The sequence below is a fragment of the Pseudomonas gingeri genome (assembly GCF_013385635.1).
Classification (GTDB): domain Bacteria; phylum Pseudomonadota; class Gammaproteobacteria; order Pseudomonadales; family Pseudomonadaceae; genus Aquipseudomonas; species Aquipseudomonas gingeri_A.
Genome location: NZ_JACAPR010000011.1, coordinates 263,434 through 288,418, shown reverse-complemented (window position 1 = coordinate 288,418; position 24,985 = coordinate 263,434). Strand labels below are relative to the sequence as shown.

General features: G+C 65.4%; 19 protein-coding genes and 1 pseudogene. 11 read left to right on the top strand and 9 right to left on the bottom strand.

Features of this window, described 5'->3' with window-relative positions; genetic code table 11:
• Positions 1–193: 193 nt before the first annotated feature.
• Positions 194–757 carry a helix-turn-helix domain-containing protein gene (locus tag HX851_RS15295; RefSeq protein WP_177060899.1) on the bottom strand — a complete coding sequence of 188 codons (564 nt, stop codon included), beginning with the start codon at positions 755–757 and terminating at the stop codon, positions 194–196.
• Here HX851_RS15295 and HX851_RS15290 point away from each other — a divergent pair.
• The 7 genes and pseudogenes from HX851_RS15290 (at position 752) to HX851_RS15260 (ending at position 8,118) form a co-directional block, all read left to right on the top strand.
• Positions 752–1,791: pseudogene (locus HX851_RS15290) on the top strand (DMT family transporter). The gene HX851_RS15295 and the pseudogene HX851_RS15290 overlap by 6 nt on opposite strands.
• A gap of 254 nt (positions 1,792–2,045) precedes the next feature.
• Positions 2,046–4,982: a monovalent cation/H+ antiporter subunit A gene (locus HX851_RS15285; protein WP_177065902.1), complete on the top strand. Its 2,937-nt coding sequence runs from the start codon at positions 2,046–2,048 to the stop codon at positions 4,980–4,982.
• On the top strand, positions 4,982–5,326 hold the full coding sequence (locus HX851_RS15280; protein ID WP_003192163.1) for a Na+/H+ antiporter subunit C: 345 nt from the start codon (positions 4,982–4,984) through the stop codon (positions 5,324–5,326). The genes HX851_RS15285 and HX851_RS15280 overlap by 1 nt, the downstream gene beginning before the upstream one ends.
• Positions 5,323–7,002, top strand: coding sequence for a monovalent cation/H+ antiporter subunit D (locus HX851_RS15275; protein ID WP_177060901.1), 1,680 nt, complete (start codon positions 5,323–5,325; stop codon positions 7,000–7,002). The genes HX851_RS15280 and HX851_RS15275 overlap by 4 nt, the downstream gene beginning before the upstream one ends.
• Positions 6,999–7,487, top strand: a complete 489-nt coding sequence (locus tag HX851_RS15270) for a Na+/H+ antiporter subunit E (protein ID WP_177065904.1) — start codon at positions 6,999–7,001, stop codon at positions 7,485–7,487. The genes HX851_RS15275 and HX851_RS15270 overlap by 4 nt, the downstream gene beginning before the upstream one ends.
• A complete protein-coding gene (locus tag HX851_RS15265) occupies positions 7,484–7,762 on the top strand; it encodes a K+/H+ antiporter subunit F (protein WP_017906427.1) in 279 nt (92 codons plus the stop codon). Before HX851_RS15270 ends, HX851_RS15265 begins: the two co-directional genes overlap by 4 nt.
• On the top strand, positions 7,759–8,118 hold the full coding sequence (locus tag HX851_RS15260) for a Na+/H+ antiporter subunit G (protein ID WP_177060904.1): 360 nt from the start codon (positions 7,759–7,761) through the stop codon (positions 8,116–8,118). Before HX851_RS15265 ends, HX851_RS15260 begins: the two co-directional genes overlap by 4 nt.
• Positions 8,119–8,270: 152 nt before the next feature.
• Here the strand turns inward: HX851_RS15260 and HX851_RS15255 are convergent, their stop codons facing one another.
• Positions 8,271–8,999 carry a hypothetical protein gene (locus HX851_RS15255; RefSeq protein ID WP_177060905.1) on the bottom strand — a complete coding sequence of 243 codons (729 nt, stop codon included), beginning with the start codon at positions 8,997–8,999 and terminating at the stop codon, positions 8,271–8,273.
• A 195-nt stretch (positions 9,000–9,194) separates the two neighbouring features.
• Here HX851_RS15255 and HX851_RS15250 point away from each other — a divergent pair, with 195 nt between their 5' ends.
• The 4 genes from HX851_RS15250 to HX851_RS15235 are packed head-to-tail and all read left to right on the top strand — an operon-like array spanning position 9,195 to position 13,376.
• Complete coding sequence (locus HX851_RS15250) at positions 9,195–10,052, top strand: FecR domain-containing protein (RefSeq protein ID WP_177065906.1); 858 nt, start codon at positions 9,195–9,197, stop codon at positions 10,050–10,052.
• Positions 10,053–10,094: 42 nt separating this feature from the next.
• Positions 10,095–10,973 (top strand): Tll0287-like and HAMP domain-containing protein, encoded by an 879-nt coding sequence (locus HX851_RS15245; RefSeq protein ID WP_177060907.1) that lies wholly within the window; start codon positions 10,095–10,097, stop codon positions 10,971–10,973.
• 13 nt (positions 10,974–10,986) lie between these two features.
• Complete coding sequence (locus HX851_RS15240) at positions 10,987–12,561, top strand: serine/threonine-protein kinase (protein ID WP_177065908.1); 1,575 nt, start codon at positions 10,987–10,989, stop codon at positions 12,559–12,561.
• A complete protein-coding gene (locus HX851_RS15235; protein ID WP_177060909.1) occupies positions 12,558–13,376 on the top strand; it encodes a PP2C family protein-serine/threonine phosphatase in 819 nt (272 codons plus the stop codon). The genes HX851_RS15240 and HX851_RS15235 overlap by 4 nt, the downstream gene beginning before the upstream one ends.
• A 68-nt stretch (positions 13,377–13,444) precedes the next feature.
• Here the strand turns inward: HX851_RS15235 and tagF are convergent, their stop codons facing one another.
• From tagF to HX851_RS15200, 7 genes are all read right to left on the bottom strand, one after another.
• Entirely contained in the window at positions 13,445–14,143 is a 699-nt protein-coding gene (tagF, locus tag HX851_RS15230; RefSeq protein WP_177060911.1) for a type VI secretion system-associated protein TagF, read from the bottom strand.
• A 10-nt stretch (positions 14,144–14,153) separates the two neighbouring features.
• Positions 14,154–17,705: a type VI secretion system membrane subunit TssM gene (gene tssM / locus HX851_RS15225; protein ID WP_256262709.1), complete on the bottom strand. Its 3,552-nt coding sequence runs from the start codon at positions 17,703–17,705 to the stop codon at positions 14,154–14,156.
• A 37-nt stretch (positions 17,706–17,742) separates the two neighbouring features.
• Positions 17,743–19,059, bottom strand: coding sequence for a DotU family type VI secretion system protein (locus tag HX851_RS15220; RefSeq protein WP_177060916.1), 1,317 nt, complete (start codon positions 19,057–19,059; stop codon positions 17,743–17,745).
• A 16-nt stretch (positions 19,060–19,075) separates the two neighbouring features.
• A complete protein-coding gene (tssK, locus tag HX851_RS15215; RefSeq protein ID WP_177060918.1) occupies positions 19,076–20,407 on the bottom strand; it encodes a type VI secretion system baseplate subunit TssK in 1,332 nt (443 codons plus the stop codon).
• Positions 20,408–20,603: 196 nt separating this feature from the next.
• Positions 20,604–22,163 (bottom strand): type VI secretion system-associated FHA domain protein TagH, encoded by a 1,560-nt coding sequence (gene tagH, locus HX851_RS15210; RefSeq protein ID WP_177065928.1) that lies wholly within the window; start codon positions 22,161–22,163, stop codon positions 20,604–20,606.
• Positions 22,164–22,193: 30 nt separating this feature from the next.
• Positions 22,194–24,158, bottom strand: a complete 1,965-nt coding sequence (locus tag HX851_RS15205; protein WP_177065930.1) for a type VI secretion system Vgr family protein — start codon at positions 24,156–24,158, stop codon at positions 22,194–22,196.
• On the bottom strand, positions 24,155–24,898 hold the full coding sequence (locus tag HX851_RS15200; protein ID WP_177060923.1) for a hypothetical protein: 744 nt from the start codon (positions 24,896–24,898) through the stop codon (positions 24,155–24,157). The genes HX851_RS15205 and HX851_RS15200 overlap by 4 nt, the downstream gene beginning before the upstream one ends.
• Positions 24,899–24,985 lie beyond the last annotated feature (87 nt).

Below are 24,985 nucleotides of genomic sequence, written 5' to 3'. Positions count from 1 at the left end.
CTAGAAACTTTCACAGACGAAAAACAGCAAACTGTCCATCAACTGTTGCTGGGCCAACAGCGCCCGACTGTCTAGATTGATCGTTCCCACGCTCTGCGTGGGAATGCCTCTCTGGACGCTCTGCGTCCGCTGTGTGACGCAGAGCGTCATGGGCTGCATTGCCCACGCGGAGCGTGGGAACGATCGGGCGCCCCTAGATCACCACATTACGCACAAAGCGCGCTGCCACCTCGCCATCGTTGCGATAGCCGTGGGGCTGGTTGCTGGCGAACATGAAGAACTCGCCGGCATGGATCTGCTGCTCCTGTTCGCCGAGCAACAGTGTCAGGCAACCCTCGAAAACGTACAGTTGCTCGCTCCAGCCATCGCCATCGGGCTCGGAGTGGTAGTGCTCGCCCGGCTCCAGGCGCCACTCCCAGAGTTCCACCTCGCGACTGGCAACCGCCTTGGCCAGCAGGACCGCCTTGCTCCCGGGAATCAGCCCGGCCCAGGCCAGTTCGTTGATACGACTCGGGTCACGGGCCTCCGGGGCCTGGATCAGGTCGCTGAAGGCCACGTCGAGGGCTTCGGCCACACGGTCGAGGGTGGTCAGGCTGACATTCTTTTCCCCGGCTTCGATGGCCACCAGCATCCGCCGGCTCACCCCGGATTTCTCCGACAGCGCGGTCTGGCTCAACTGGGCCTCATGCCGCAGGCGCCGCACATTCTGGCTGACGTGTTGCAGGACCGAGGCGCGTTGCGAAGTTTCTTTGTGCACTATATTGCTCACTTAGTGGGTTTGCGCAGTATACTGCCCAGCTCCGGCGCATTGTGCGTCTCACCCAGGTAGCGCGCAAGGCCATGACTCCGGTGAAATCCAACAGTTTGTTACCTTCGACCCTGCGGTTCAGCAAAGCCGAGTGCGTGCTGATCCTGATCACCATGATCTGGGGCGGCACTTTCCTGCTGGTACAGAACGCCATGACCGTCAGCGGACCGATGTTCTTCGTCGGCCTGCGGTTTGCCGCGGCGGCCTGCATCGTCGCGCTGTTTTCGGCGCGCAGCCTGCGGGGCATGACCGCCTTCGAGATGAAGGCCGGGATCTTTATCGGCACGGCGATCATGCTCGGCTACGGCTTGCAAACCGTGGGCCTGCAGAGCATTCCCAGCAGCCAGTCTGCCTTTATCACCGCGCTCTACGTGCCTTTCGTACCGCTGCTGCAATGGCTGGTACTGGGCAAGCGGCCGGGGCTGATGCCGAGCATCGGCATCATGCTCGCCTTTACCGGGTTGATGTTGCTGTCCGGGCCGAACGGCGCCCAGTTGAAATTCAGCCCGGGGGAAATCGCCACCATCATCAGCGCCATCGCCATTGCCGCCGAAATCATCCTGATCAGCAACTACGCGGGCAAGGTCGATGTGCGTCGCGTCACCGTGGTGCAACTGGGCACCGCCTCGGTGCTGGCGTTCCTGATGATCGTCCCGACCCAGGAGGCGCTGCCGGAGTTTTCCTGGCTGCTGCTGGTCAGCGCGGTCGGCCTGGGGGCGGCCAGCGCGGCGATCCAGGTGGCGATGAACTGGGCACAGAAAAGCGTTTCGCCGACCCGCGCGACCTTGATCTATGCCGGCGAACCGGTCTGGGCCGGGATCGCCGGACGCCTGGCCGGTGAACGCCTGCCAGGGCTGGCGCTGGTCGGGGCGGCCTTGATCGTCGCCGCGGTGATTGTCAGCGAGCTGAAGACCAAGGGCAAAGCGGCCGAGCCGACCGAAGACGAAGTGGAGAACGAAGTGCTGGATTCGAACAACCCATAGACCGCGTGTTGATCGTTCCCACGCTCCGCGTGGGCAATGCAGCCCGTGACGCTCTGCGTCACAAAGCGGACGCAGAGCGTCCAGAAAGGCATTCCCACGCGGAGCGTGGGAACGATCAGTCATCTGTCGACAATTTCGACCATGCATATCAGGCATTTACCACCTACCTTGTAGGATTCTGCGACAGCTTGTGGGTTGGTGATCCAGGGCCGGCCACGTATGATCCTTCGCAAACTCCTGCAGATTAGAAGCCTATGTCCCTGATAGTTCTACTGCTTCTGCCTTTTGTCGGCAGCTGTCTGGCGGCCTTGCTGCCGCATAACGCACGTAACAGTGAATCGATCCTGGCCGGTGTGGTTGCCCTGGTCGGCACGATTCAGATGGCCTTGTACTACCCGCAGATCGCCCATGGCGGCGTGATCCACGAGACCATCACCTGGCTGCCCAGCCTGGGCCTGAACCTGGTCCTGCGCCTGGACGGCTTCGCCTGGCTGTTCTCCATGCTGGTGCTCGGCATCGGCACGCTGGTGTCGCTGTACGCCCGTTACTACATGTCGCCGGAAGACCCGGTGCCGCGTTTCTTCGCGTTTTTCCTGGCGTTCATGGGCGCGATGCTCGGCCTGGTGCTGTCGGGCAACCTGATCCAGATCGTGTTTTTCTGGGAACTGACCAGCCTGTTCTCGTTCCTGCTGATCGGCTACTGGCACCACCGCTCCGACGCCCGCCGCGGCGCCTACATGGCGTTGACGGTCACCGGTGCCGGCGGCTTATGCCTGCTGGCGGGGGTACTGATCCTCGGCCATGTGGTCGGCAGCTATGACCTGGACGCCGTGCTGGCAGCCGGCGACCAGATCCGTGCCCACACCCTGTACCCGGTCTTGCTGCCCCTGATCCTGATCGGCGCCCTGAGCAAGAGCGCGCAGTTTCCCTTCCACTTCTGGCTGCCCCATGCGATGGCGGCGCCCACCCCGGTCTCGGCCTACCTGCACTCGGCGACCATGGTCAAGGCCGGAGTGTTTCTCCTCGCCAGGCTGTGGCCGTCACTGTCCGGCAGCGAGGAATGGTTCTGGATCGTCGGCGGCGCCGGTGCCGCGACCCTGCTGCTGGGCGCCTACTGCGCCATGTTCCAGAACGACCTCAAGGGCCTGCTGGCCTATTCGACCATCAGCCACCTGGGCCTGATCACCCTGCTGCTGGGCCTGAACAGCCCGCTGGCCGCCGTAGCCGCGGTGTTCCATATCCTCAACCACGCGACGTTCAAGGCCTCGCTGTTCATGGCCGCCGGCATCATCGACCATGAAAGCGGCACCCGCGATATCCGCAAGCTCAGCGGCCTGATCAAGCTGATCCCGTTCACCGCCACCCTGGCCATGGTCGCCAGCGCCTCGATGGCCGGCGTACCGCTGCTCAACGGTTTCCTCTCCAAGGAAATGTTCTTCGCCGAAACCGTGTTCATCAATTCCACCGCCTGGGTCGAGATGGCCCTGCCAGTCATCGCCACCCTTGCCGGGACCTTCAGCGTCGCCTATTCCCTGCGGTTCACCGTCGATGTGTTCTTCGGCCCGCCAGCCACCGACCTGCCCCACACGCCCCACGAGCCGCCGCGCTGGATGCGCGCGCCGGTGGAACTGCTGGTGTTCACCTGCCTGCTGGTGGGGATCTTCCCGGCCCAGGTGGTCGGCTCGATCCTCGCCAGCGCCGCCCTGCCGGTGGTGGGCGGGACCCTGCCGGAGTACAGCCTGGCGATCTGGCACGGCCTGAACGCACCGATGATCATGAGCCTGATCGCCATGTCCGGCGGTGTGCTGCTCTACCTGCTGCTGCGCAATCAGCTCAAGCGCGGCCGCTTCAGCCGGCCGCCGCTGGTCGGCCGTCTCAACGGCAAGCGCCTGTTCGAACGCAGCCTGGTGATCATGATGCGCTGTGCCCGGCGTCTGGAACGCCGCATCAGCACCCAGCGCCTGCAACCGCAGTTGTTCGTGCTGGTGCTGGCCGCCGTGGTCGCCGGCATGATCCCGATGCTGCACAGCAGCCTGAGCTGGGGCGACCGGCCGAAGATCCCCGGCTCCATTGTCTTCGTCACCCTCTGGCTGCTGGCGATCGCCTGCGCCCTGGGCGCCGCCTGGCAAGCCAAGTACCACCGGCTGGCAGCCCTGACCATGGTCAGTGTCTGCGGCCTGATGACCTGCATCACCTTTGTCTGGTTCTCCGCGCCGGACTTGGCCCTGACCCAACTGGTGGTCGAGGTGGTGACCACCGTGCTGATCCTGCTCGGCCTGCGCTGGCTGCCACGGCGGATCGAAGAAGTCTCGCCGCTGCCCAACAGCCTGCGCAAGGCGCGCATCCGTCGCCTGCGCGACTTGCTGCTGTCGGTCCTGGTCGGTGGCGGCATGGCGTTGCTGTCCTACGCCATGCTGACGCGCCAGACACCCAACGATATCTCTTCGTTCTACCTCAGCCGCGCCCTGCCAGAAGGCGGTGGCAGCAACGTGGTCAACGTGATGCTGGTGGACTTCCGAGGCTTCGATACCCTCGGCGAAATCACCGTATTGGTGGCCACGGCGCTGGCGATCTTCGCCCTGCTGCGCCGCTTCCGTCCGCCCAAGGAAAGCCTGCAGTTGCCCAACCAGCAGCGCCAGTTGGCCAGCGACGTGGTCACCGACCTGGTAAACCCGCGCAGCGCCAGCGACACCGCACTGGGCTTCATGATGGTCCCGGCGGTGCTGGTGCGACTGCTGCTGCCGATCGCCTTCATGGTCTCGATGTACCTGTTCATGCGCGGCCATAACCAGCCCGGCGGCGGCTTTGTCGCCGGCCTGGTGATGTCGGTGGCGTTCATTCTGCAATACATGGTCGCCGGTACCCAGTGGGTCGAGGCCCAGATGAGCCTGCGGCCGCTACGCTGGATGGGCACCGGCCTGCTGTTCGCCACGGTCACGGGACTGGGGGCCATGGCCTTCGGTTACCCGTTCCTGACCACCCACACCGCGCACCTGCACCTACCGCTGCTGGGCGATATCCACGTCGCCAGCGCACTGTTCTTCGATATCGGCGTGTACGCGGTGGTAGTCGGTTCGACCCTGCTGATCCTCACGGCCCTGGCGCACCAGTCGGTCCGCGCCCATCGGCCAAGTCAACTGGCCCTGCCGCAAGCCAGGCCACAGCCGCAACCCGAGCCAGGAGCCGCCTGATGGAAGAAGTCATTGCAATTGCCATCGGCGTGCTCGCCGCCTCCGGTGTCTGGCTGATCCTGCGGCCGCGGACCTTCCAGGTGGTGATGGGGCTGTGCCTGCTGTCCTATGGGGTCAACCTGTTCATCTTCAGCATGGGCAGCCTGTTTATCGGCAAGGAGCCGATCATCAAGGACGGCGTGCCCCAGGACCTGCTCAACTACACCGACCCGCTGCCCCAGGCCCTGGTGTTGACGGCGATTGTCATCAGCTTCGCCATGACCGCGCTGTTCCTCGTGGTGCTGCTGGCCTCGCGTGGCTTGACCGGCACTGACCATGTCGACGGCCGGGAGCCCAAGGAATGAACCTGATGCCGCACCTGATCGTCGCCCCCATCCTGCTGCCGTTGCTGACGGCGGCGGTGATGTTGATGCTCGGCGAGAAACACCGCCCGCTCAAGGCTCGCATCAACCTGGTATCGAGCCTGCTCGGCCTGGGCATTTCCGTGCTGTTGCTGATCGGCGCCCAGCAGTCCTCGGAGCCGGCGTCCATCGGCGTGTACCTGCCGGGCAACTGGCAGGCGCCGTTCGGCATCGTGCTGGTGGCCGACCGGTTGTCGGCGCTGATGCTGGTGCTCACCGGGATCATCGGCGTCAGCGCCCTGCTGTTCGCCATGGCCCGCTGGGACCGCGCCGGCGCGAGCTTCCATGCGCTGTTCCAGATCCAGCTGATGGGCCTCTACGGCGCCTTCCTGACCGCCGACCTGTTCAACCTGTTCGTGTTCTTCGAGGTGCTGCTGGCGGCCTCCTACGGCTTGATGCTGCACGGTTCCGGCCGCGCGCGGGTATCCTCGGGCCTGCACTACATCGCGATCAACCTGCTGGCCTCGTCGCTGTTCCTGATCGGCGCGGCGATGGTCTATGGCGTCACCGGCACCCTGAACATGGCCGATCTGGCCCTGAAAATTCCTCTGGTGCCCGAAGCCGATCGCGGCCTGCTGCATGCCGGCGCGGCGATTCTCGCCGTGGCGTTCCTGGCCAAGGCCGGGATGTGGCCGCTGAACTTCTGGCTGGTGCCCGCCTACTCCTCGGCCAGTGCGCCGGTGGCGGCAATGTTCGCGATCATGACCAAGGTCGGCGTCTATACCCTGCTGCGGCTGTGGACCCTGCTGTTCTCCGGCCAGGCCGGGGCCTCGGCGTATTTCGGCGGTGACTGGCTGATCTACGGCGGTATGGCGACCATCGCCTGCGCCGCCGTGGCGATCCTCGCCGCCCAGCGCCTGGAGCGCATGGCCAGTCTGAGTATCCTGGTGTCGGCGGGCATCCTGCTGTCGGCGGTCGGCTTCGCCCAGCCGAACCTGACGGCGGGCGCGCTGTTCTACCTGGTCAGCTCGACCCTGGCATTGAGTGCGCTGTTCCTCCTGGCCGAGCTGATCGAACGCTCGCGTTCGGCCAATGAACTGCCGCTGGACGAGGACATCGACCCACTGCCGCGTCCGCTGGAATCCCTGCATCCGCGCCCCGGTACCAACCTCGACGACGAACAGAACGTCGTGGTCGGCCAGGTGATCCCCTGGACCATGGCCTTCCTCGGCCTGAGCTTTATCGCCTGCGCCCTGCTGATCATCGGGATGCCGCCGCTGTCCGGCTTCATCGCCAAGCTGAGCCTGCTCAGCGCCCTGCTCAACCCGTTGGGGTTGGGCCATGCGGCGCCGATCTCGCCGGCGGCCTGGGGCTTGCTGGCGCTGCTGGTGCTGTCCGGCCTGGCCTCGCTGGTGGCCTTCTCGCGCATGGGCGTGCAGCGTTTCTGGACCCCGGCGGATCGCCCGTCGCCGAAGCTGCGGCGCTTCGAGTGCCTGCCCATCGTCGCCCTGCTCGGCCTGTGCATCCTGCTGACGGTCAAGGCCGAACCGCTGTTGCGCTACACCCAGGCCGCCGCCGACAGCCTCAACAACCCCGAGCACTATGTCATGGCGGTGCTGGCGACGCGTAGCGTTCCCAGCCCGCCAGTCAAGGCCGCGGCGCTGGAGGTGCAGCCATGAAACGCCTGTTCCCCGCCCCCTGGCTGTCCCTGGCGTTGTGGCTGTTGTGGCTGGTGCTGAACCTGTCGATCAGTCCCGGCAACCTGTTGCTCGGCGCCGCCCTGGGTTTCTGTGCGCCGCTGATGATGGCGCCGCTGCGACCGCTACCGATCCGCATTCGCCGGCCGTGGGTGATCCTGCGCCTGTTCCTGCGGGTGGGCCTCGATGTGATCCTCTCCAACCTGGCCGTGGGCTGGGGTGTGCTGAATGCCGGGCGGCGTGCGCCACGCTCGGCCTTTATCAAGGTGCCGCTGGACCTGCGCGATGCCAACGGCCTGGCCGCACTGTCGATGATCTGCACGGTGATTCCCGGCACGGTCTGGTCCGAGCTGGCACTGGACCGCAGCGTCCTGCTGTTGCATGTGTTCGACCTGGACGAAGACGTGGCGTTTATCCGGCACTTCAAGACCACCTACGAACGCCCCCTGATGGAGATCTTCGAATGAGCGCCCTGCTCGCCAACGCGATCCTGTTCAGCCTGTTCATCTTCAGCGTGGCCCTGGTCCTGACCGTGGTCCGCCTGTTCAAGGGTCCCTCGGCGCAGGACCGGGTCCTGGCCCTGGACTACCTGTACATCATCGCCATGCTGATGATGCTGGTATTGGGCATCCGCTACGCCAGCGACACCTACTTCGAAGCGGCGCTGCTGATTGCCCTGTTCGGCTTTGTCGGCTCCTTTGCCCTGGCGAAATTCCTCCTGCGCGGCGAGGTGATCGAATGAACGAACTGTCCCTGTGGATCGAGATTCCAGTGGCCGTGCTGCTGGTACTCAGCAGCCTGTTCAGCCTGTGCGGCGCCATCGGCCTGCTGCGCATGAAGGACTTCTTCCAGCGCATGCACCCGCCGGCTCTGGCCTCGACCATCGGCGCCTGGTGCGTGGCGCTGGCCTCGATCCTGTATTTTTCGGCGCTCAAGTCGGAGCCGGTGATTCATGCCTGGCTGATTCCGATCCTGCTGTCGATCACGGTGCCGGTGACCACCTTGCTGCTGGCTCGTACCGGCCTGTTCCGCAAACGCATGGCCGGCGACGACGTGCCCGCGGAAGTCAGCAGCGGCCGTACCGAAGGCGGCAGTTGAATTGCTGAATGAAACAGCTTCTCCTGTGGGAGCGCCTCGGGACCTTCACCCGAGTCGCGCAATGCCATGGCCAATGGGCTGGCGCACAGTCACCACCGCACTGGCCCGAACTGTGGCGCGCAATCGACAGCAATGCCCGCCGACCCCGAGCCTCACCACAACTCATCATTGGGCAACATGCGCTTCTGCGCCTTGATATTGCGTGTCACCGCCAGTTCCTGGCCGCTGTGACTGGCGCCGTGGCGTGGCACTTCGCGCATCAGGTCGGCCACCGGGATGCGGCCGCCACCCCGCACCGTCTGGGCACCGGCGGCCTGGAATTTCTTGTTGCGGACAAAACTCAGGCCGACGCCGTTCTGACGCTGGAAGTAGATCCACCAGCGCCCGTCCTCATGCTTGAGAAAAGCGAAACCACGGGGATAGGCCGCATCGCCATAGTCATGAAAGGTCATGGTCGCCGCCAGCCCCAGGCCGTGGCGCGGTTGGCTCAGGTACTGGGTCTGTAGATAATTACCGCCGCCCTCCACGTGGTAGACCCGGTAATGGTCGTGGCTGATCTGGTCCACCAGGATCGAGCAGCCGCTGAAGTCCGGGGTGAAGACCAGGCCCGCGCCCCGGGGCCGAATCGGAATATCGCAGTAACCGCCCTGGGGCACCCAGTAGCCCATCAGCGGCGTGCCCTTGCTGTGGGCGCCGGCGCGATCCAGCGTGACCACGTGAATGCCGCTGGAGCGCTTGAACAGGCTGCCGCCGAAGCGGTTGTTGTTCAGGTCGAAGGTGGTCAGGCCTGAAACCGCTCCCGGAAAACGCACCGTGGTCATGAAATTCTGACGGATGAAGTTGCGCGTGTAGTCGAACTGCCTGTTGCACTCACCGGACATGACGTCTCCTGGAAAGTCGGGCCTTACGGATTGATCGCGGCCTGGTTTGAGACGGCGAACCACAGGGATAACACCCCGCCCCGACGCTTTATTCCATGAGATTGTTCAATTGGAACAGTGCCGAAAAATATCGAAAAATCCCCTCCCGAAGCCGCAAACGGCAGGCGCTTTCATCCTTTCATAGATGGCACGAACGTGAAGAAACTCTCGGTAGTCTTGTTGATTGCAGGCTTGTTGCAGATCTCCCAGTCCTGGGCCGCCACGGCCGCGGCCCCGACCCTCGGGGTGATTTCCTTCGCGGAAAAACCCGCGCGGATCATCCGCGCCACGGCCCTCTACAGCGTTACCGCCGGCACCCGCCTGCAGGCCGGCGATATCCTCCAGTCGGGGGCATCGGTGCTGCAGATCGAAGGCCTGCCCGCCGCCACCGTCGCCCTCGGTCCGGACACCCGGGTGTTGCTCGCCCGGGACGGTAACCGTACCGAAATCAGCCTGCTCAGCGGCTGGCTGAAACTGCAACCGGCCGCCGACCCGAGCCACAACGGCCTGGCGATCAACGCCGGGACCGTGGTGTTCACCGTCACCAACAGTGCCAGCGTGATCCATGCCGGCAACCGCAGGATCGAGCTGTTTGTCGAAGACGGTACCCAGTCGGTCAGCGAACGCGACGGCCACGGACACACCGGCAACAGCCTCAGCCTGAGCCGCGAGACCTACGCGGTGCAGAACACCGACGACGCGCTGAAATCCGTGGGACGCCCGCCCGAGACCTTCGTCAATGCGCTGCCGCGGCCGTTCCTCGACCCGCTGGTACCGCAGGCGAAAAAATCCGGCAATTCACCGGCCCTGAAAAAGGAACGGGAAGTGACCTTCGACGATATCGCGCCCTGGCTCAGCGGCCCCCTCAATCTCAACCAGAACCAGCTCGCCAACCGCTTCGGCCCGCGCCTGAACGACGCGACCTTCCGCCAGGACATCAAGACCCATCTCGGCGGCCGCCTGGACTGGGAGCTGGAGCTGTTCCGTTTCGAACAACGCAAACGCCTGCACTAACCGCTTCACCCGCTCAATGGCTCAAAGCACCCGAAGGTCACTATGAAACTGTCGCTCGCGGTAAAATTCAACGTCGTGTTCCTTGCGGTTTTCGTGGTCGGCTTTATCGCCACCAGCGTCTTCACCAACAACCTGTTGCAACAGAGCGCGCGCAAGGAAACCCTGGAGACCGCGCGCCTGCTGATGGGATCGGCGACCGCCGCCTCGACCTACACCGCCGAACAGATCGTGCCGTTGCTGGAGAACCGCCTGAAGTTCCAGTTCCTGCCGCAATCGGTGCCGGACTTCGCCGCCATCACGCACCTGCAGAGCCTGCTCAAGTCCTACCCGGACTACTCCTACAAGGAGGCCACGCTCAACCCGACCAACAAGCGCGACCAGGCCAACGCCTGGGAAACCGAGCTGGTCAACAAGCTGCGCAGCGAACCACAGACCGATGAACTGGTCGGCGAGCGGGCCGACGCCAAGGGCCCGTCGCTGTATATCGCGCGGCCGATCCAGATCAAGGACGGCGCCTGCCTGGCCTGCCACAGCACCCCCGAGGCAGCGCCGAAAACCATGGTCGACCTCTATGGTCCGGTCAACGGTTTCGGCTGGAAACTCAACGATATCATCGGCGCCCAGGTGGTCACCGTACCCCTGGCCCTGCCCTTCCAGCGCGCCAACATGATGCTGCACAGCTACATGCTGTCGATGCTGGTGATCTTCGCCGTGCTGTTCGCCGCCCTCAACCTGATGGTCCACCTGTTCGTCACCCGCCGCCTGCGGCAGATGTCGGCGCTGGCCGACCGGGTCAGCCTCGGCGACACCGATGTGCCGGAAATCGATGTCAGCGGCAACGACGAACTGGCCCGCCTGGGCCAGTCCTTCGGACGGATGCGCACCAGCCTGGTCAGCGCGATGAAGATGCTCGAAGAATAGCCAGGAGGCTGCGATGATCGAACAACTCGGCAAGTACCGGATCGACAGTGTCCTCGGCAAAGGTGCCATGGGTACCGTGTACAAGGCCTACGACCCGCATATCGCGCGGACCGTGGCCCTGAAGACGATCCGCAAGGAACTGTTCGGCGACAGCCATCACCACGAGCTGATCAGCCGTTTCAAGAACGAGGCCCAGGCCGCCGGCCGGCTGATGCACCCCAACATCGTCGCGGTCTACGACTACGGCGAGGACGACGGCTCGGCCTATATCGCCATGGAGTTTGTCGACGGCACGCCGCTCAACACCCTGCTGGCGGCGCAGCAACCGCGCGAGCTGAACCATGCCCTGGGCTGGATGCGCCAGCTGTTGCGGGCCCTGGACTACGCCCACTCCCGTGGCGTGGTGCATCGCGATATCAAGCCGGCCAACCTGCTGATCACCGTCGATGCCCAGGTCAAGGTCACCGATTTCGGCGTCGCCCGCCTGGACTCCTCGACCCTGACCCAGACCGGCTCGATGATCGGCACCCCGAGCTACATGTCGCCGGAGCAGTTCTGCGGTGATGTGGTCGACGGCCGTTCCGATGTGTTTTCCGCAGGCATCCTGCTCTATCAGTTGCTGACCGGCGAACGGCCATTCTCCGGCTCGGCGACCATGGTCATGCAACAGATCCTCAACCAGACGCCGGTGGCACCGTCGAGCCTGAACCTGGCCCTCGACCCGGCCCTCGACGGGGTGATCGCCAAGGCCCTGGCGAAGCGCCCCAGCGAGCGTTATGCCTCGGCCCAGGCATTTCTCGACGACCTGGAATCGCTGTCGGCCAATTCCAGCCTGGCGCCGGTGCTGATCGATGACGACCGCACGCTGTTGATCCGGCCAAGCCTGACCAGCCTGAGCGACATCCCGCCTGCCGCGCCTGCGGTGAGCCAAGCTCGCGCCACTCAGTCGGCGCTCAGCGAGAGCCAGATCAAAGAAAGCCAGGACACCTTGACGCCGTGGAAACGCGAGGCCATTCCCGAGCTGGAATCGCTGCTGTCTCATCAGATCGGGCCACTGGCACGTTTCCTGGTGCGCAAGAGCATCAGCCAGGCTGACGACTTCGAGGCAGTACGCAGCGCGTTGCTGCCGCATATCCCGTCAGAACGTGGGCGCGAGCAGTTTGTCGCGGCCACCGAATTGTTGTTCAAGCGCCTGTCCGCCACCGTCGTCGAGGACAGCGTCATGACCTCGGCGGTGACCACTATCGGCAGCATCGGCACGACAGCCGGCACGCTGGCAACCGCAGTGCCCGCCCCCATCGACCAGGTCGAGCCGACCAGCCCTCATCAGACCGTCTCCGAGGCCAGCGCCGACATCAACGTTGAAGTCAGCGTTGAAAGCGGCCCCGAGGTCGAGATCGACCCGGCGTTCGCCACCCTCGCCCAGCAACGGCTGGCGGTGCTGATCGGCCCCATCGCCCGGATCGTGGTGACCCGGGCCAGTCGCGTGACCCTTCTCAGACAACCCTTCCTGGTGCTGCTGGCAGAGCACATCGAGCGTGAATCCGACCGCAGTGAATTCCTGCGCAGCTTCGAGACCCCGGCATGACACAACATTCCCCCTTGGGTACCTGTGGCCCGCATCGCCTGGCCAACGCCGTGGCCTATGGCGTCAGCGACGTCGGCCCGGTGCGTGACAGCAACGAAGACAATTTCCTCATCGACACCGGCCTCGGCCTGCTGGCGGTGGCCGATGGCATGGGCGGCCATGAAGCCGGTGCCCAGGCCAGTGCCTGTGCGCTCAACAGCCTGCGTGACTTTCTCGACGACCATGCCCTGGCGACAGTAGCCACTTCGGTCGACCCCGATGCCACCTGGTCCGACCCGGACATGCGCGCGGTGGGCGTGCTGCATGACGCCATCGAGTGCGTCAACGCCCGGCTCTACGCGCAGAATGTCGCCCGCCAGCGCAGCGAAGGTAGTGGCATGGGCACCACCCTCACCGGCTTCTGGCGCCCGCAAGACGAAGGGCCGATGATTGTCTTTCATGTTGGCGACAGCCGGTTGTATCGCTGGCGTGAAGGCGAACTGGCGCTGCTGACCCGTGACCAGACCTGGTATCAGCAGGCACTGGAAGCGGGCAAGGTCGATCGTCTGCCGGCGCGCAACCTGTTGCTGCAGGCCATCGGGCCGTCACCCAGGGTGGAACCGCAGATCCGTGCGCAGCAAGTGCTGGCAGGTGACCTGCTGATGCTGTGCAGCGATGGCCTGCATGGTTGCGTGCCGCACCAGGAGATCGCCAATGTGCTGGCGGTGGCCACGGCGCAGACCCTGGATGCGGTGTGCCAGTACCTGGTGACTTTGGCCGGGGATTATGGCGGACGGGACAATGTGACAGTGCTCCTGGCGCTGTGTGCACATTGAAGCGTGGCGGTGATTGTTCGGGCCTCTTCGCGGGCAAGCCCGCGAAGAGGCCGGCACAGCCAACCACCCTACTCCCGGTAGTGCCGCCCATCGAGCATATCGGCAAAGGTCATCGCCGAGGGCAACCCGGCGCTGACCAGAAGCGACGGCGGCAGCTGCGGCGAGCCTTCGGTCCAGAACAGGCAATGCCCCGCCAGCCGCTCGTCATCGATCTGGATCCGTAACCAGGGCAGCGCCTCGGCCAGTCGATCCAGTCCGGGGATATCCAGCCAGGAGGCCGCCGCCGGTGAGGCAAAGCCGCCCTCCTGCGGCAGCACGCCCATCGCGGGAGACAACGGCGCCAGGCAATCGACCTGGGCATCGAAGCGCTCCAGGGAAAAGCCGTCGGCCAGCGACGACAGCGCCAACCGTTCCAGTTGCCCATACCAGTCACCGTCGAACTCCAGGCGTTGCAACAACGGCGCCGGCGGCGCACTGGCGGCCAGGGTCAACGGGAAATAACGCCCCACCCGATCCAGGCTGGGAATCATCACCCCGCACCAGGCCTGCTCGCCACAGACCCCGGCGGACAGCGCAAAGCGCCACACCGGGCTGCACAGGTACACCGCCAGCCACTGCTCGCCGAGGCGCTCGCGGCTGTGTTGCAAGCCCGCCTGCAACCAGTTGTCCCATTCACGCAGGAAGCCGGCGGGCAAGCGCCGCATCACAAAATCGCCATGGCTCATGACCTTGCCGAAGAATCCGGCGACATGGGTGTTCTGCTCCATGCCCTCGCCCCTACAAGCTGGCCGGGCAGCGGAACTGCTCCAGCGCATCGCGACGGAACGGATTGATCACGCTGCTGGCGCGCAACTCATAGACCACCTTGCGCCCATCCAGACTGAAGGTCAGGCGGTAGTTCTCGCCCTGCTCGCTCTCCAGCACCCCCTTGTCCACCAGATGCAGCCAGGCCCAGGGGCCGTCGGCGCGCAGCAGGCTGTTGAGCGGTGGTATCGCGTCAAAGCGCACCAGATCGCCGCCCTTGCCGCTGGGCAGGACAATCGGGGTGAAGTTGGACGGCGTGGTCACGTCGAACACCACCGGCTGACCGTCGATATCGAGGGTGACCTTGCTCAGCGCCGGGTCGGCACTCACCGCCTTCAGGTCGAAATGCAGCGAGGGCTGGTGGGCCCCGGCGACAAAGAACATGTCGCGCAGGCGCGCGCCGCGCTGGAACTGGTTGAGCACGTCCTGGGGAATGCTCAGGGTCGCCGCGCTGGTGGCACGCCAGCGCCACTGGCTGCCGCTCATGTCGACATAGGCCTGCAGGTTCTTGCTGAAGAAGTCGTCCATGATGCCGCCAGGAGCGAAGAACTTGCCGAAGTCGTCGGCGGTGGCATCCCGGCTCGAACCGCGCACCAGCGGATAACGACCGGCAATCGCATCACGGCAGAATGGCGCGCCGGAGGCTTCCCACAGGGCATTCAGACGGGCCCGCTCGTTACCCAAGGTCAGCGCATTGCCCCCCGACTCGACATCCCGCAGCAACGCCGAAACCGGCGCAGGCTGTACATCGCCGGCGCGCTTGAGACGGGTCAGCACTTCCCCCGAAGGCGCCGGTGCACCGCTGCGACGGGCGCTGTCGGCGCTGTCGAAATACTGCGCGGCGTCCTTCATCGAGGCCACCACCTCGTCTATCGGCCCGCTGCCGCCATCGCCCACCAGCTTGTGCAGCGCGGCGAAATGCAGGTCCACCGGATTGCCGCCCGGATCGGCTGCGGCCGGGGCATCTCCCTGACCAAGCACCGACTCGAGCTTTTTCTTCGCGTCCGCCAGCCGGCCGCTGGGCAACGCCGCACCGAGGCGGTCCTTGAGCGGCGCATTCAACACGCCATCAAGGGTGGTTTCCCGGGCCACCGCCTGCAGCCACTGGCGCAGCGGCGAATCGCCGGCGCCAAGGGCATTGGTCACCCGCGCCGCCTGGTCGAGGCTGGTCAGCGGCACCAGCCGCACATCGTCCAGGTAGGCATCCCACTGGCGGATATAGTCGGCGTAGTAGAGTTGCAGTACCGCCGCATTCATCGATGGGCTGTCGCCCTGGGTCGTCAGCGATTCCTGGCGATCCAGCACCCAGCTGTCCTTGGCCATGTCGGCCACCGCCGCCGCACTTTTGCTCGCCAGCAGCCGGTAGCCGGCGATGCTGTAGACCCCGCTGACACCGCGGGACAGCGGCGCCCCGCTCTGGCGCTTGAACACCGGCGAGACATCGCGCCCCACCGCGCCGCTGACACTCGGCTCCGGCAGATTGCCCTCGGCCACCTGGCGCTTGAGACGGTTATAGATCCGTTGGGACAGCGGCATGCTCGCCAGCGCCAGGCGCACCTTGGCCACCAGCGCGGTGTCCAGTTGCACCGGCTCGGCCTCCTCGTCGTTGGCATCGAGCAAGGCGCTGACATGAGCCGACAGTTGCTGGCGCTGCTCTTCCGTGGCCTGGGGCAGGTCACGGCGCCAATCGAGATCAACCCAGGCCTGCACCGAGGCGGCATCGAAATACTGCCGCTCGCCGAGCATCAGGTAGGCACGCAAGGTCTCGTAGAGAAAATCCTGGTTGCTGGTATCGCCCCGGCGCAGCGCGCTTTCCATATTGGCGACGATCTGCGGCAACAGCGTGCCGCGCAGCAGGCGCCGGTACAGGTTGACCGCGCCCACGCCAAGCTTGTCGCCCTGGTACAGGCCCATGCGATTGAGCAACGGCACGCCCTGGTCGCGGGCAGCGAATCCCGCCGGCAGGTCACGGGCGGCATTCAGCAACGCCAGGGTCACCAACACATTGCCCTCGCCGGGCAGATCATGGGCCAGTTGCCCGACCTCATGGGTACGCAGCAATGAGGTGTCGATAAAGTCCTGGTTGCGGTTGTAGCTGATGGTCATGCACATGCCCAGCAACACCACCAGCACCCCGGCCAGCGCCAGGCCGCCCCGTTCGAACAAGCGTCGACGGCGTTCTTCCCGTGGATTGACCCCGGCCAGGCCGGCTTCCTTGAAGATCACCTCGCGCATCAGGCGGGTGATGAAGTAGCTGCGGCCGCTGGCGGCATTCGGCGGCAGGACCTTGCGGCTGAGGCCGAACGACGCCGCGAGGGACGCCAGCACTCGGTCGATGGGACTGCCTTCCTGGGTGCCGCTGGTGAAGTACACCCCGCGCAGCAGTGCCGGTTCCTGGTAGCGATTGGACTCGAACACGGTATTGAGAAACCGCGTCAGGCCCTCGCCGATTCCGGCGAACTGCTGCGGAAAGCTGTAGAGCAGCGCCCGTCGCGACAGATCGCGCTCCTGCTGCACCCGCTCCAGCAGGCGCACATGCAGTTGTCGCTCAAGGACATCGAACTCCGCCGGAAACGCCGCCAGCGCGGTATCGGGCTGACCGCCCTGGCCGGCTTGGGCCAGGGGGAAGGTCACGCCCCAGACCTGGGAACGTTCCTCGCGCCCGAAGCTTTCGAAGAACTCGGAGAAGCCGGCCATCAGGTCGCATTTGGTGATGATCACGTAGACCGGAAAACGCAGGCCGAGACGTTCGTGCAATTCGTTGATCCGCGCGCGGATCGCCAGGGCCTGGACCTGACGCTGGGCCTCGCCCTGTTGCAGCAGGTCACTGACACTCAGGGCGACGATCACGCCATTGACCGGGCGCCGTCGCCGGTGTTTTTTCAGCAGGTCGAGGAAGCCGAGCCAGGCCGCCTTGTCGACTTCGCCATGGCTGTCCTGGGTGGTGAAGCGCCCGGCGGTGTCGAGCAGCACTGCCTCATCGGTAAACCACCAGTCGCAGTGTCGGGTACCGCCGACCCCGCCGATGGCCCCGGCACCGAGGGCGTCGCTGAGGGGAAACTGCAGGCCGGAATGGGTCAGTGCGGTGGTCTTGCCACTGCCCGGTGCGCCGACAAACATGTACCAGGGCAACTGGTAGAGATATTGACCGCTCATTTTCCAGCCGGGATTGGCCTTGCGCAGCACCGCCATCGCCGCACGCATGCGTTCGCCCAGCACGGCCACCTCGGCTTCGGATTCGCGCGCCCCCGTGCTGGCAATGGCCTGGGTCTGGTCCTGCCCGCCGACACCGGCCATCAACACCCGGTTGGCCTGCCAGGCCTGGAACAGCTTCCAGGCGAAGTAACCGGCCCAGAGCAGCAGCAACAACAGGATCAGCCGCCAGCGCCAGGCTTCGGGGGCCAGCGGCTCATGGCCGTTGAACGCCAGCAGCGGGCCTTCGTACCAGACCAGCAGCGACAGCAGCAGCACCCCGAGCAGGGACAGAAACCACGGTTTCACCAGCCAGAGAAAATATCGCTTCATAAATATCCGCATACTTGAAAAAGAAAGGGCTGGCTTGTTACTGCCCCTGGGCCGGAATCAGCACGGTGATATCCACCCGCCGGTTACGTGCGCGGTTGGCCGCCGAGTCGTTGGCCACCAGCGGCTCGGTTTCGCCACGGCCCTCGCTGCGATAACGCTCCGGCGCACCGGTGCGCTCGGCCAGCAGCCGTGCCACGGTCTTGGCCCGTGCCGTGGACAGGTCGAAGTTCGAGGCGAAGCGCGAAGACAGCGATGGCCGCAGGTTGTCGGTATGCCCGACCACCACCACATCCCCCGGCACGGTTTTCAGCGCATCGCCGATGCGCGCCAGCAGGTCGTCGAAGTTGCTCGACACTTCGGCGCTGCCGGAAGCAAACACGCCATCGCCACGCAGGGTGACCACCGACCGATCGGCGCTGTCCTTGACGCTGACCAACCCCTGGGCCACCTCGGCGGCGAGGAACCCGGACAAACGCACCGGCGCCGGTGTCGGCGCTGCCGGCGCGCGCAAGGGCGAGGCCACGCGAATCGCGCCCATCTGCGCGAACACCGGATCGGAGGCGCGGTTGAGCAGCCAGCTGTAGGTCATCTGCAAGGTCAGCAGCAACACTGCCGCCACCGCAGCCAGCACCCACCAGGGCACCAGCCGCAACATCGACGGTTGCACCGTTTCGGCGCCGCGCCAGCGCAGCGACAGGTCCTGCTCCTGGGCACCGCGCTGCTGCTGGATCAATCGCAACAGGCGTTCACGCAAGGTGGTCAACTGGTCCAGACCACGGTCGAGCACCCGATAACGTCCTTCCAGGCCTAATGCCATGCACAGGTACAACAACTCCAGCACGTCGATATGGGTGCGCGGGTCCTGGCTGAGCCGTTGCAGGATCAGGAAGAATTTCTCGCCGCCCCAGGCCTCGTTATGGAAGGTCACCAGCAGGCTGCGGCTGTTCCACACGCCCGCCCCCCAGGGCGTGCTGGAAATCGTCTCGTCCACCAGGGTGCACAGCGCATAACGCGAAGCAGCCACGGTTTCGGCGGGAATCTGGCTGGTCCGCGCCTGGCCCTCGAAGGCCTGGATCGCCTGGATCAGGCGCTGGCGCAAACTCTCCATATCCGGCGCCGAGGTCATCAACCGTAGCGGCACCACCAGGTCGAGCAACGGGTTCGCCGCCCGTACCAGCGGGTTGAGGCCCTTGCCGTTGACCACCACGGTCGTGGCCGTCCTCGGCGCCGGTTGCGCGGCAAGCGGCGGCTGGACGGCAGCCGGCGCAGGCGCCGGGCGACGACCGCCCGGCGTCGGGATCAACAGCGTGCGGTCCGGGTCCTGTTCCGCATCGAAGGTGTCGTTGTGGTTCACGTTCACTTACCTGCGCTTAGAGTCGGATAGCCCAGAACTGCATGTCCAGTCCGGGGAACACGCCGGCCACATGCATCGCGAAGCCCGCGGAGTTGCTCAATTGCTGCCAGTAGTCGCTGGCGCGGTCGAGTTCGAAATAGGTGAAGCCGGCATGGAACGGCAACTGCCGTGGCGCCACCGGCAGCGGGCGCAGGCCGATGCCCGGCAGTTGCAGGTTGACCAGGTCGCGGATCTTCTCCACCGAGCCGATCTTGACCTGTGGCGGAAAGCCATTGCGCACCGCTTCGGCGGACATCTGCGCACGCACCGCGAGCACGAAGGTCGCCGAGCGCAGCAGTTCCTGGTCCGGCAGCACCGCCACGCGGATGCCGTACTGACGCTCTTCCAGGGCAATGGCAATCGCCCGCGCATCGAGCACCGCCGACAGTGAACGCCGCAGGTCGACCATCAGCGGGCTGAAAGTCTCGGCCAGCGCATCGTGGCGATACACCGGGTAGGCCACTGCGCGCTTGTCTTCCTGGGTAAAGGTCGCCAGTTCGCCGGCCAGTGCCGCCAGGTCGCGATACAGGGTTTGCGGGTGCAGCCCGGTCATGCTCGCCAGGTGGCGCACCAGCGGCAGGCTGCGGTTGAGCACCTGCAACAGGAGGAAGTCGGCGATCTCGGCTGCGCCGCTGCCGTCCGGCTGGGTCAGGCGCGAAGCCAGGGCATCGCTGCGCTGTTGCAGCAGGCCGAGCAATTCGTCGAGGAAACTGCCCAGCAGCGGCGCGACCCGGACGTCCAGGCACGGCGGGCAATAGTCACGGTCGAGCACCACCCGGTTGTCGGCCCGGCGCTCGACGATCCGCGCCACGCCGATGCAGCTATAGGCATCGGCGACATCGTGCTCGAAGGCCAGGCGCAGGCGCAGCTTGCCGATACTCATCAGTGCGCTGTTGTCCAGGCCGTTGCTGTCCCAGGCTTCATATTCGCTGCTGCGATGGCGGGCGAAGTTTTCGAAGCCGGGCCGGTCATCGACCTCGGGGACGCCGGGACGGGCCGCCGGCAAGGCCAGCACCACCGTCAGGTCGCGGGCGTCGGCGGGGATATCCAGCGGCAACGGCGCCTCGTCCTCGAACGGCAGGCCGGCGGGCGTACCATCGGGCAGCACAGCGCTGTAGGACAGCAGCGAGAGCTTGCCCAGGGCCAGTTGCTGCTGGTCGATCTCCAGCCGCGAGAAGCCCCAGGAGTAAGGACGCAAGGCGCGTACCCTGGCTTCGAGCTGGGTCTGCAGGAAACGATCGTGCTGTTGCAGGTGCTGGGGTTGCAGCAGCATGCCTTCCGACCAGACGACTTTGTTGTTCCAGGACATAAAGGGGGTCTCGCTGAGGCAAATTAAGTAGGGCGATCTGTTAATACTGCGGTGCCTGTCATGCCGTCTTCGCGGGCAAGCCGGCTCCCACAGGAACTGCGTCATGTCATCAAGCGATGAGCAACTCGGACCATTGTGGGAGCGGGCTTGCCCGCAAAGAGGCCCTCATGGACGACACAACTGCCAGCGAGTGTCATCAAGGCTTGTCCCGCAACCGCGCGACCTGTTCTTCATAGGCCACCGAGAACATCTCGCCGAACAGCCGTTGCAGGTCTTCGTCGGCATCCCGTGCCAGGTCGCCATAGGACTCCACCAGGCGGTCCCATAGCCGCGCCTTGCGGCTGCCCGGCAGCAACCGGTCGAGGCGTCCGGGGGTGGCCAGGCGTTGTTCGATACGATGCGGGGCGAAGCGCTTGACCACCGCGCCCAGTGCCGCGCGCATGCCCGCGATCACCGCCAGTTCGTGGGCCTTGAGGTCGTCGAAGGCGCCGTCGAGGGCCTTCACCGGTTTCAGGTAGGCCGGTGCATCGGCGCTGAGCATCTGGGTCAGGGCGCTGTCGGGATCGGGAAAGAACTTCAGCGGGTTGTTCGAGTGCGCGCCGATCATGGTCATGTCGATATGGCTTTCGCGCTTGGTCAGGGCCCGTGCCATGAGCACGTCCATGGTCCCGCCGATGGCCTCGCGCAGCATTGCCCCGACCAGTTGCGCCAGCTCCGCCGGAGCGCGGTCGGAACGCAGGTTGGGCAGGCCGAGGCCATTGAGCAGGGCCTGCAGCACGGCATCATCGGTGGTCGTCGGTGCTGTCGGTTTCAGCGCCGGTTGCGCTGCTCCCAGCGGCTCGACCAGCGGCGCGACGACCTCCGGCTCCGCGACTCGCCAGATATCTTCCGGCGCCTGCTGCGGCTCGGCGGGAGGCACCAGCACCGCCGACAACGGCATCGGCCGCGGTGTCGGTGCCGGTGCCGGGCTGACCAGCGGCTGCAGCAGGTCAGTCAGCGGATCGTAACCGGCCGGGATCATCTGCACGGTGGCGACCGGTTCATCGGCCGGCGGCAGCACAGGCTCGACCGGCACCACGCGCGGCGGCAGCGTAAAGGCCTGGAACTGCGGCGCCAGATGATCGCTCTCGGCACCCCGGAAAGCCGGCATCAAGGCCTCCCGGCGCGGACCGCCAAGGCTCGGCAAGGCCATCTGACCATCGTCGAACAGGCTCAGGCCCAGCGGGTCGGCAAACGGCACGCCGACATCGAGCAGTGAACCCAGGACACGCGGATCCGCCAGGGCATCGTGCACCGTCGCTGGCGGCGCCTCGGACTGGCGCGGCAGTGGCGGCGAGACTTCCAGCGGCGGCAATGGCGCCGGGACCGCCACGGGTGGCGGTACGAACGGCGGCGGCATGTTCAGGGTCTCGCTCGGGTCCTCGACCTGGGCTTCGACATCCGGGTACACCGCCACCACGATCTGGTAGTCGCCGATAACGATCCGGTCGCCATTCTCCAGCGCCGCCTCACGCCCGTTGCCCAGGGGCCGGTCGTTGACGATGCTCGGGTTGCTGCCGGTGTCGGTAAGGTAGTAGAGCCCCGACCGCTGATGGATCCGGGCATGGGCGCGGGAGATGTACTTGCCCGGATCCTCGAGTTCCAGATCGCTGCCGACCGCACGGCCGATCACCCCGCCCTCGGCGCTGAAGACACAGGAAAGATCGACCGCCGGCGGCTGGTTACGGTAGCGGGTGACCTGAAGGATCAAAGGCATGTGCGACTCCTGGCGAGGGCCTTGAAAGGGTTATTGCGAGCCATCGTCGGCCTCCTTGGGCGGCAGCGGCATGCCGGCCGGGCCGGTGGTGGCGGCAATCGCCATGGCATTCGCCGCCGTCGAGGCCTGGGGCAAGGGAATGGGAATGGTCGAGGCGACGATCATCGCCGGGCCGACGGTGAGAAAAGCCGCCCCGGCCTTGAGGGTGATGCTCGCCCCGGCCTCGATGACCACGTTCATCCCGGCCTTGATCAGCACATCGACACCGCCGCTCAGGCCGCACTTGAGGCCGCTTTCAAGAATCATGTTCTGCGTCGCGGCCATCGACAGGCTGCCGCCGGCCTTCTCGTTGCGATCGCCGCCCACCGACGAATGCCGGTCGCCGCCGACATGCTCGCGCAGGTGCTTGTTGACGATGCTGTGGCTGTCGGCGCCGACCCACGCCAGCGAGTCCTTTTCGATGCGCTGGTCGAGGTCTTTCTGGGCATGCAGGAACACCTGCTCGGCGCCCTTCCTGTCTTCGAAGCGCAGCTCGTTGTAACCGCCCCCGCCCTTCGACGAATTGCTCTTGATCGTCGAGCGCGTGGCGTGTTCCGGCAACCCGTAGGGCGGCATGGTCTCGGCGTTGTAGACACTGCCGGTGACCAGCGGCTGGTCGGGATCGCCTTCGAGGAAACTGACGATCACCTCCTGGCCGATCCGTGGCGTGAACAGGCTGCCCCAGCGTTTGCCGGCCCAACCCTGGGCCACGCGGACCCAGCAGGAACTGCTTTCGTCGTCCTGGCCGAGGCGATCCCAGTGGAACTGCACCTTGATCCGGCCGTACTGGTCGGTCCAGATTTCCTCGCCCTTCTTGCCCACCACCATGGCCGTCTGCGGGCCCTGGACCAGCGGCTTGCGTGCGCGACAGGCCGGGCGGAACTCCTGCTGCCTGGACAGCGCGGTGAACACACAGGTGAGGATCGGCTCGGGATCGGTGGGCCGGGTCGGTTCATAGGTGTCCGAGGACAGCACATAGGTGGCATCAAGGATCAGCACCTGGCCGTTCTGGTCGCTGCGCGGATGTTCGGTGAGGGTCAGCAGCGCCCCCGGAAACAGGCCCCGCGCGCGGGTCTCGCCATGCACCCGCTGGTAGCTGGTGTGAAAGGACTCGATCAGGCTGCGGGCGTAGGTCTCGCCCTGCTTGCGCTCGGTGTAGCGCCCCGGATAGTCATAGCGCTCATGCCTGGATTGGGCGTAGTTGCGCACCTGGGTCGACTTGACCAGCAGGTTGGCCGAGGGTTTCTCGAAGTCGAAGTCCTGCAGCGAATAGGCGCCGGGCTCGACCTCGCCGCTCATGCGCCAGTCATAGATCACTTCGCTCTCGCGCATGGTCTGGTCTTCGCCGGGCATATAACGCACCTGGGCGTAACCGGGCGCCGGTTCGTGGGCGCCGTAGGAGTCGGCGAGGATCAGGGTGTGGCGGCCGTTGGCGCTCTTGAAGAAGTAGTAGATGCCCTCCTGCTCCATCAGCCGGCTGACGAAATTGAAGTCGGTCTCGCGGTACTGCACGCAATAGGTCAGCGTCGGGTAGCTGGCGCTCAGGCCCGAGGTGTCGACATCGGCAATGGTGTACGGGGCGAACACCGCCTTGAGGATGTCCGGCACACTCTGGTCCTGGAAGATCCGGCAATCGGAGGCCAGGGTCAGGAACCACAGCCAGGGGCGCAGGGTCACCTGGTACGTGGCGAAACGCCCCTGGCGCCCGGTCATGGCGAAGCGCGAGACAATGCCATTGAAGTAGCGCTTGCCGCCCTTGGGCAGGCCCACCGCGACAGTCATCGGCGTTGCCAGCACATCGTCGATCCGCAGGTCGGCTCGCTCGCTGTAGAGGTCGAGGTTGTACTCGCTGAGCTCGGACAGCGCTTCGGTGGCACGCATGCGGCGGAACAGCAAGGTATCGGCGCCCAGCACGCTGGTGACCGATATGTCGCGATTGGCTTGAGTGGTGCTCATGAAAAACTGCCCGAGGGTGGAAACGGGCCGCCGACGGAGCGATAGAACGCCATGACCGACTCGCTATAGGATTTGCCCGACATGCAGCCGGCAAAGGTTTCCGCGACAAATTCGAGGGCGTTGTTGGTGGCGTACAGGCTCACATCGCAGCCCTTGCTGACCACGCCGGAGGTGGTCGCGGTGTCCTGGCGTCCGAGCTTGAAATCCCAGAACAGCGGGCCCGCCGCTATCTCATGGAGCACATGGCCGATTTCGTGGATCACCACCGTGGCGGCGTGGTTGTGCATGCGCGGGTTGCCGAACCAGCGTTGCGTGCCGTCATAGACCTGGTCGGCGAGACCTCGCGGACCGTCCTTGCCGAGCCCGCCCGGCACGCCGTTCTGCAGAATCTGCGGATTGTGCTCGCCGGTCTTGGGGCCCATGAAGATGGTGTACTGGCTGTTGCCGCCGGCATCGCCCATATAGGCCACGCAAGGCACGCCGGCGGCGGCGGTGGACTGGAACTCCAGCGTCGGCAAGGTAAAACCCTTGGCCGCCAGCAGTTCCAGGGCGGTGTCGATGGCCTTGAGTTTCAGGTCGGACTTGCTGTCCCCCGCCTCGGTGCCGATGGACACCGTGGCGCCACCGGGGCCGGGATAGGTTTTGTGCACGAACGACATCAGGCCGGTTTTACCGCGATTGCGACGTACCTCTATCGCTTCCCGTTGCCGGGCGCTCTTGATTTCCGCGGCGGTCGCCATCTGTCCCCTCCTGCCTGAATGCACGGATAACACCTGCGACGCGACAAGACGCGTCACTCTGCTCACCTGGATAGAACAATCGGGCGG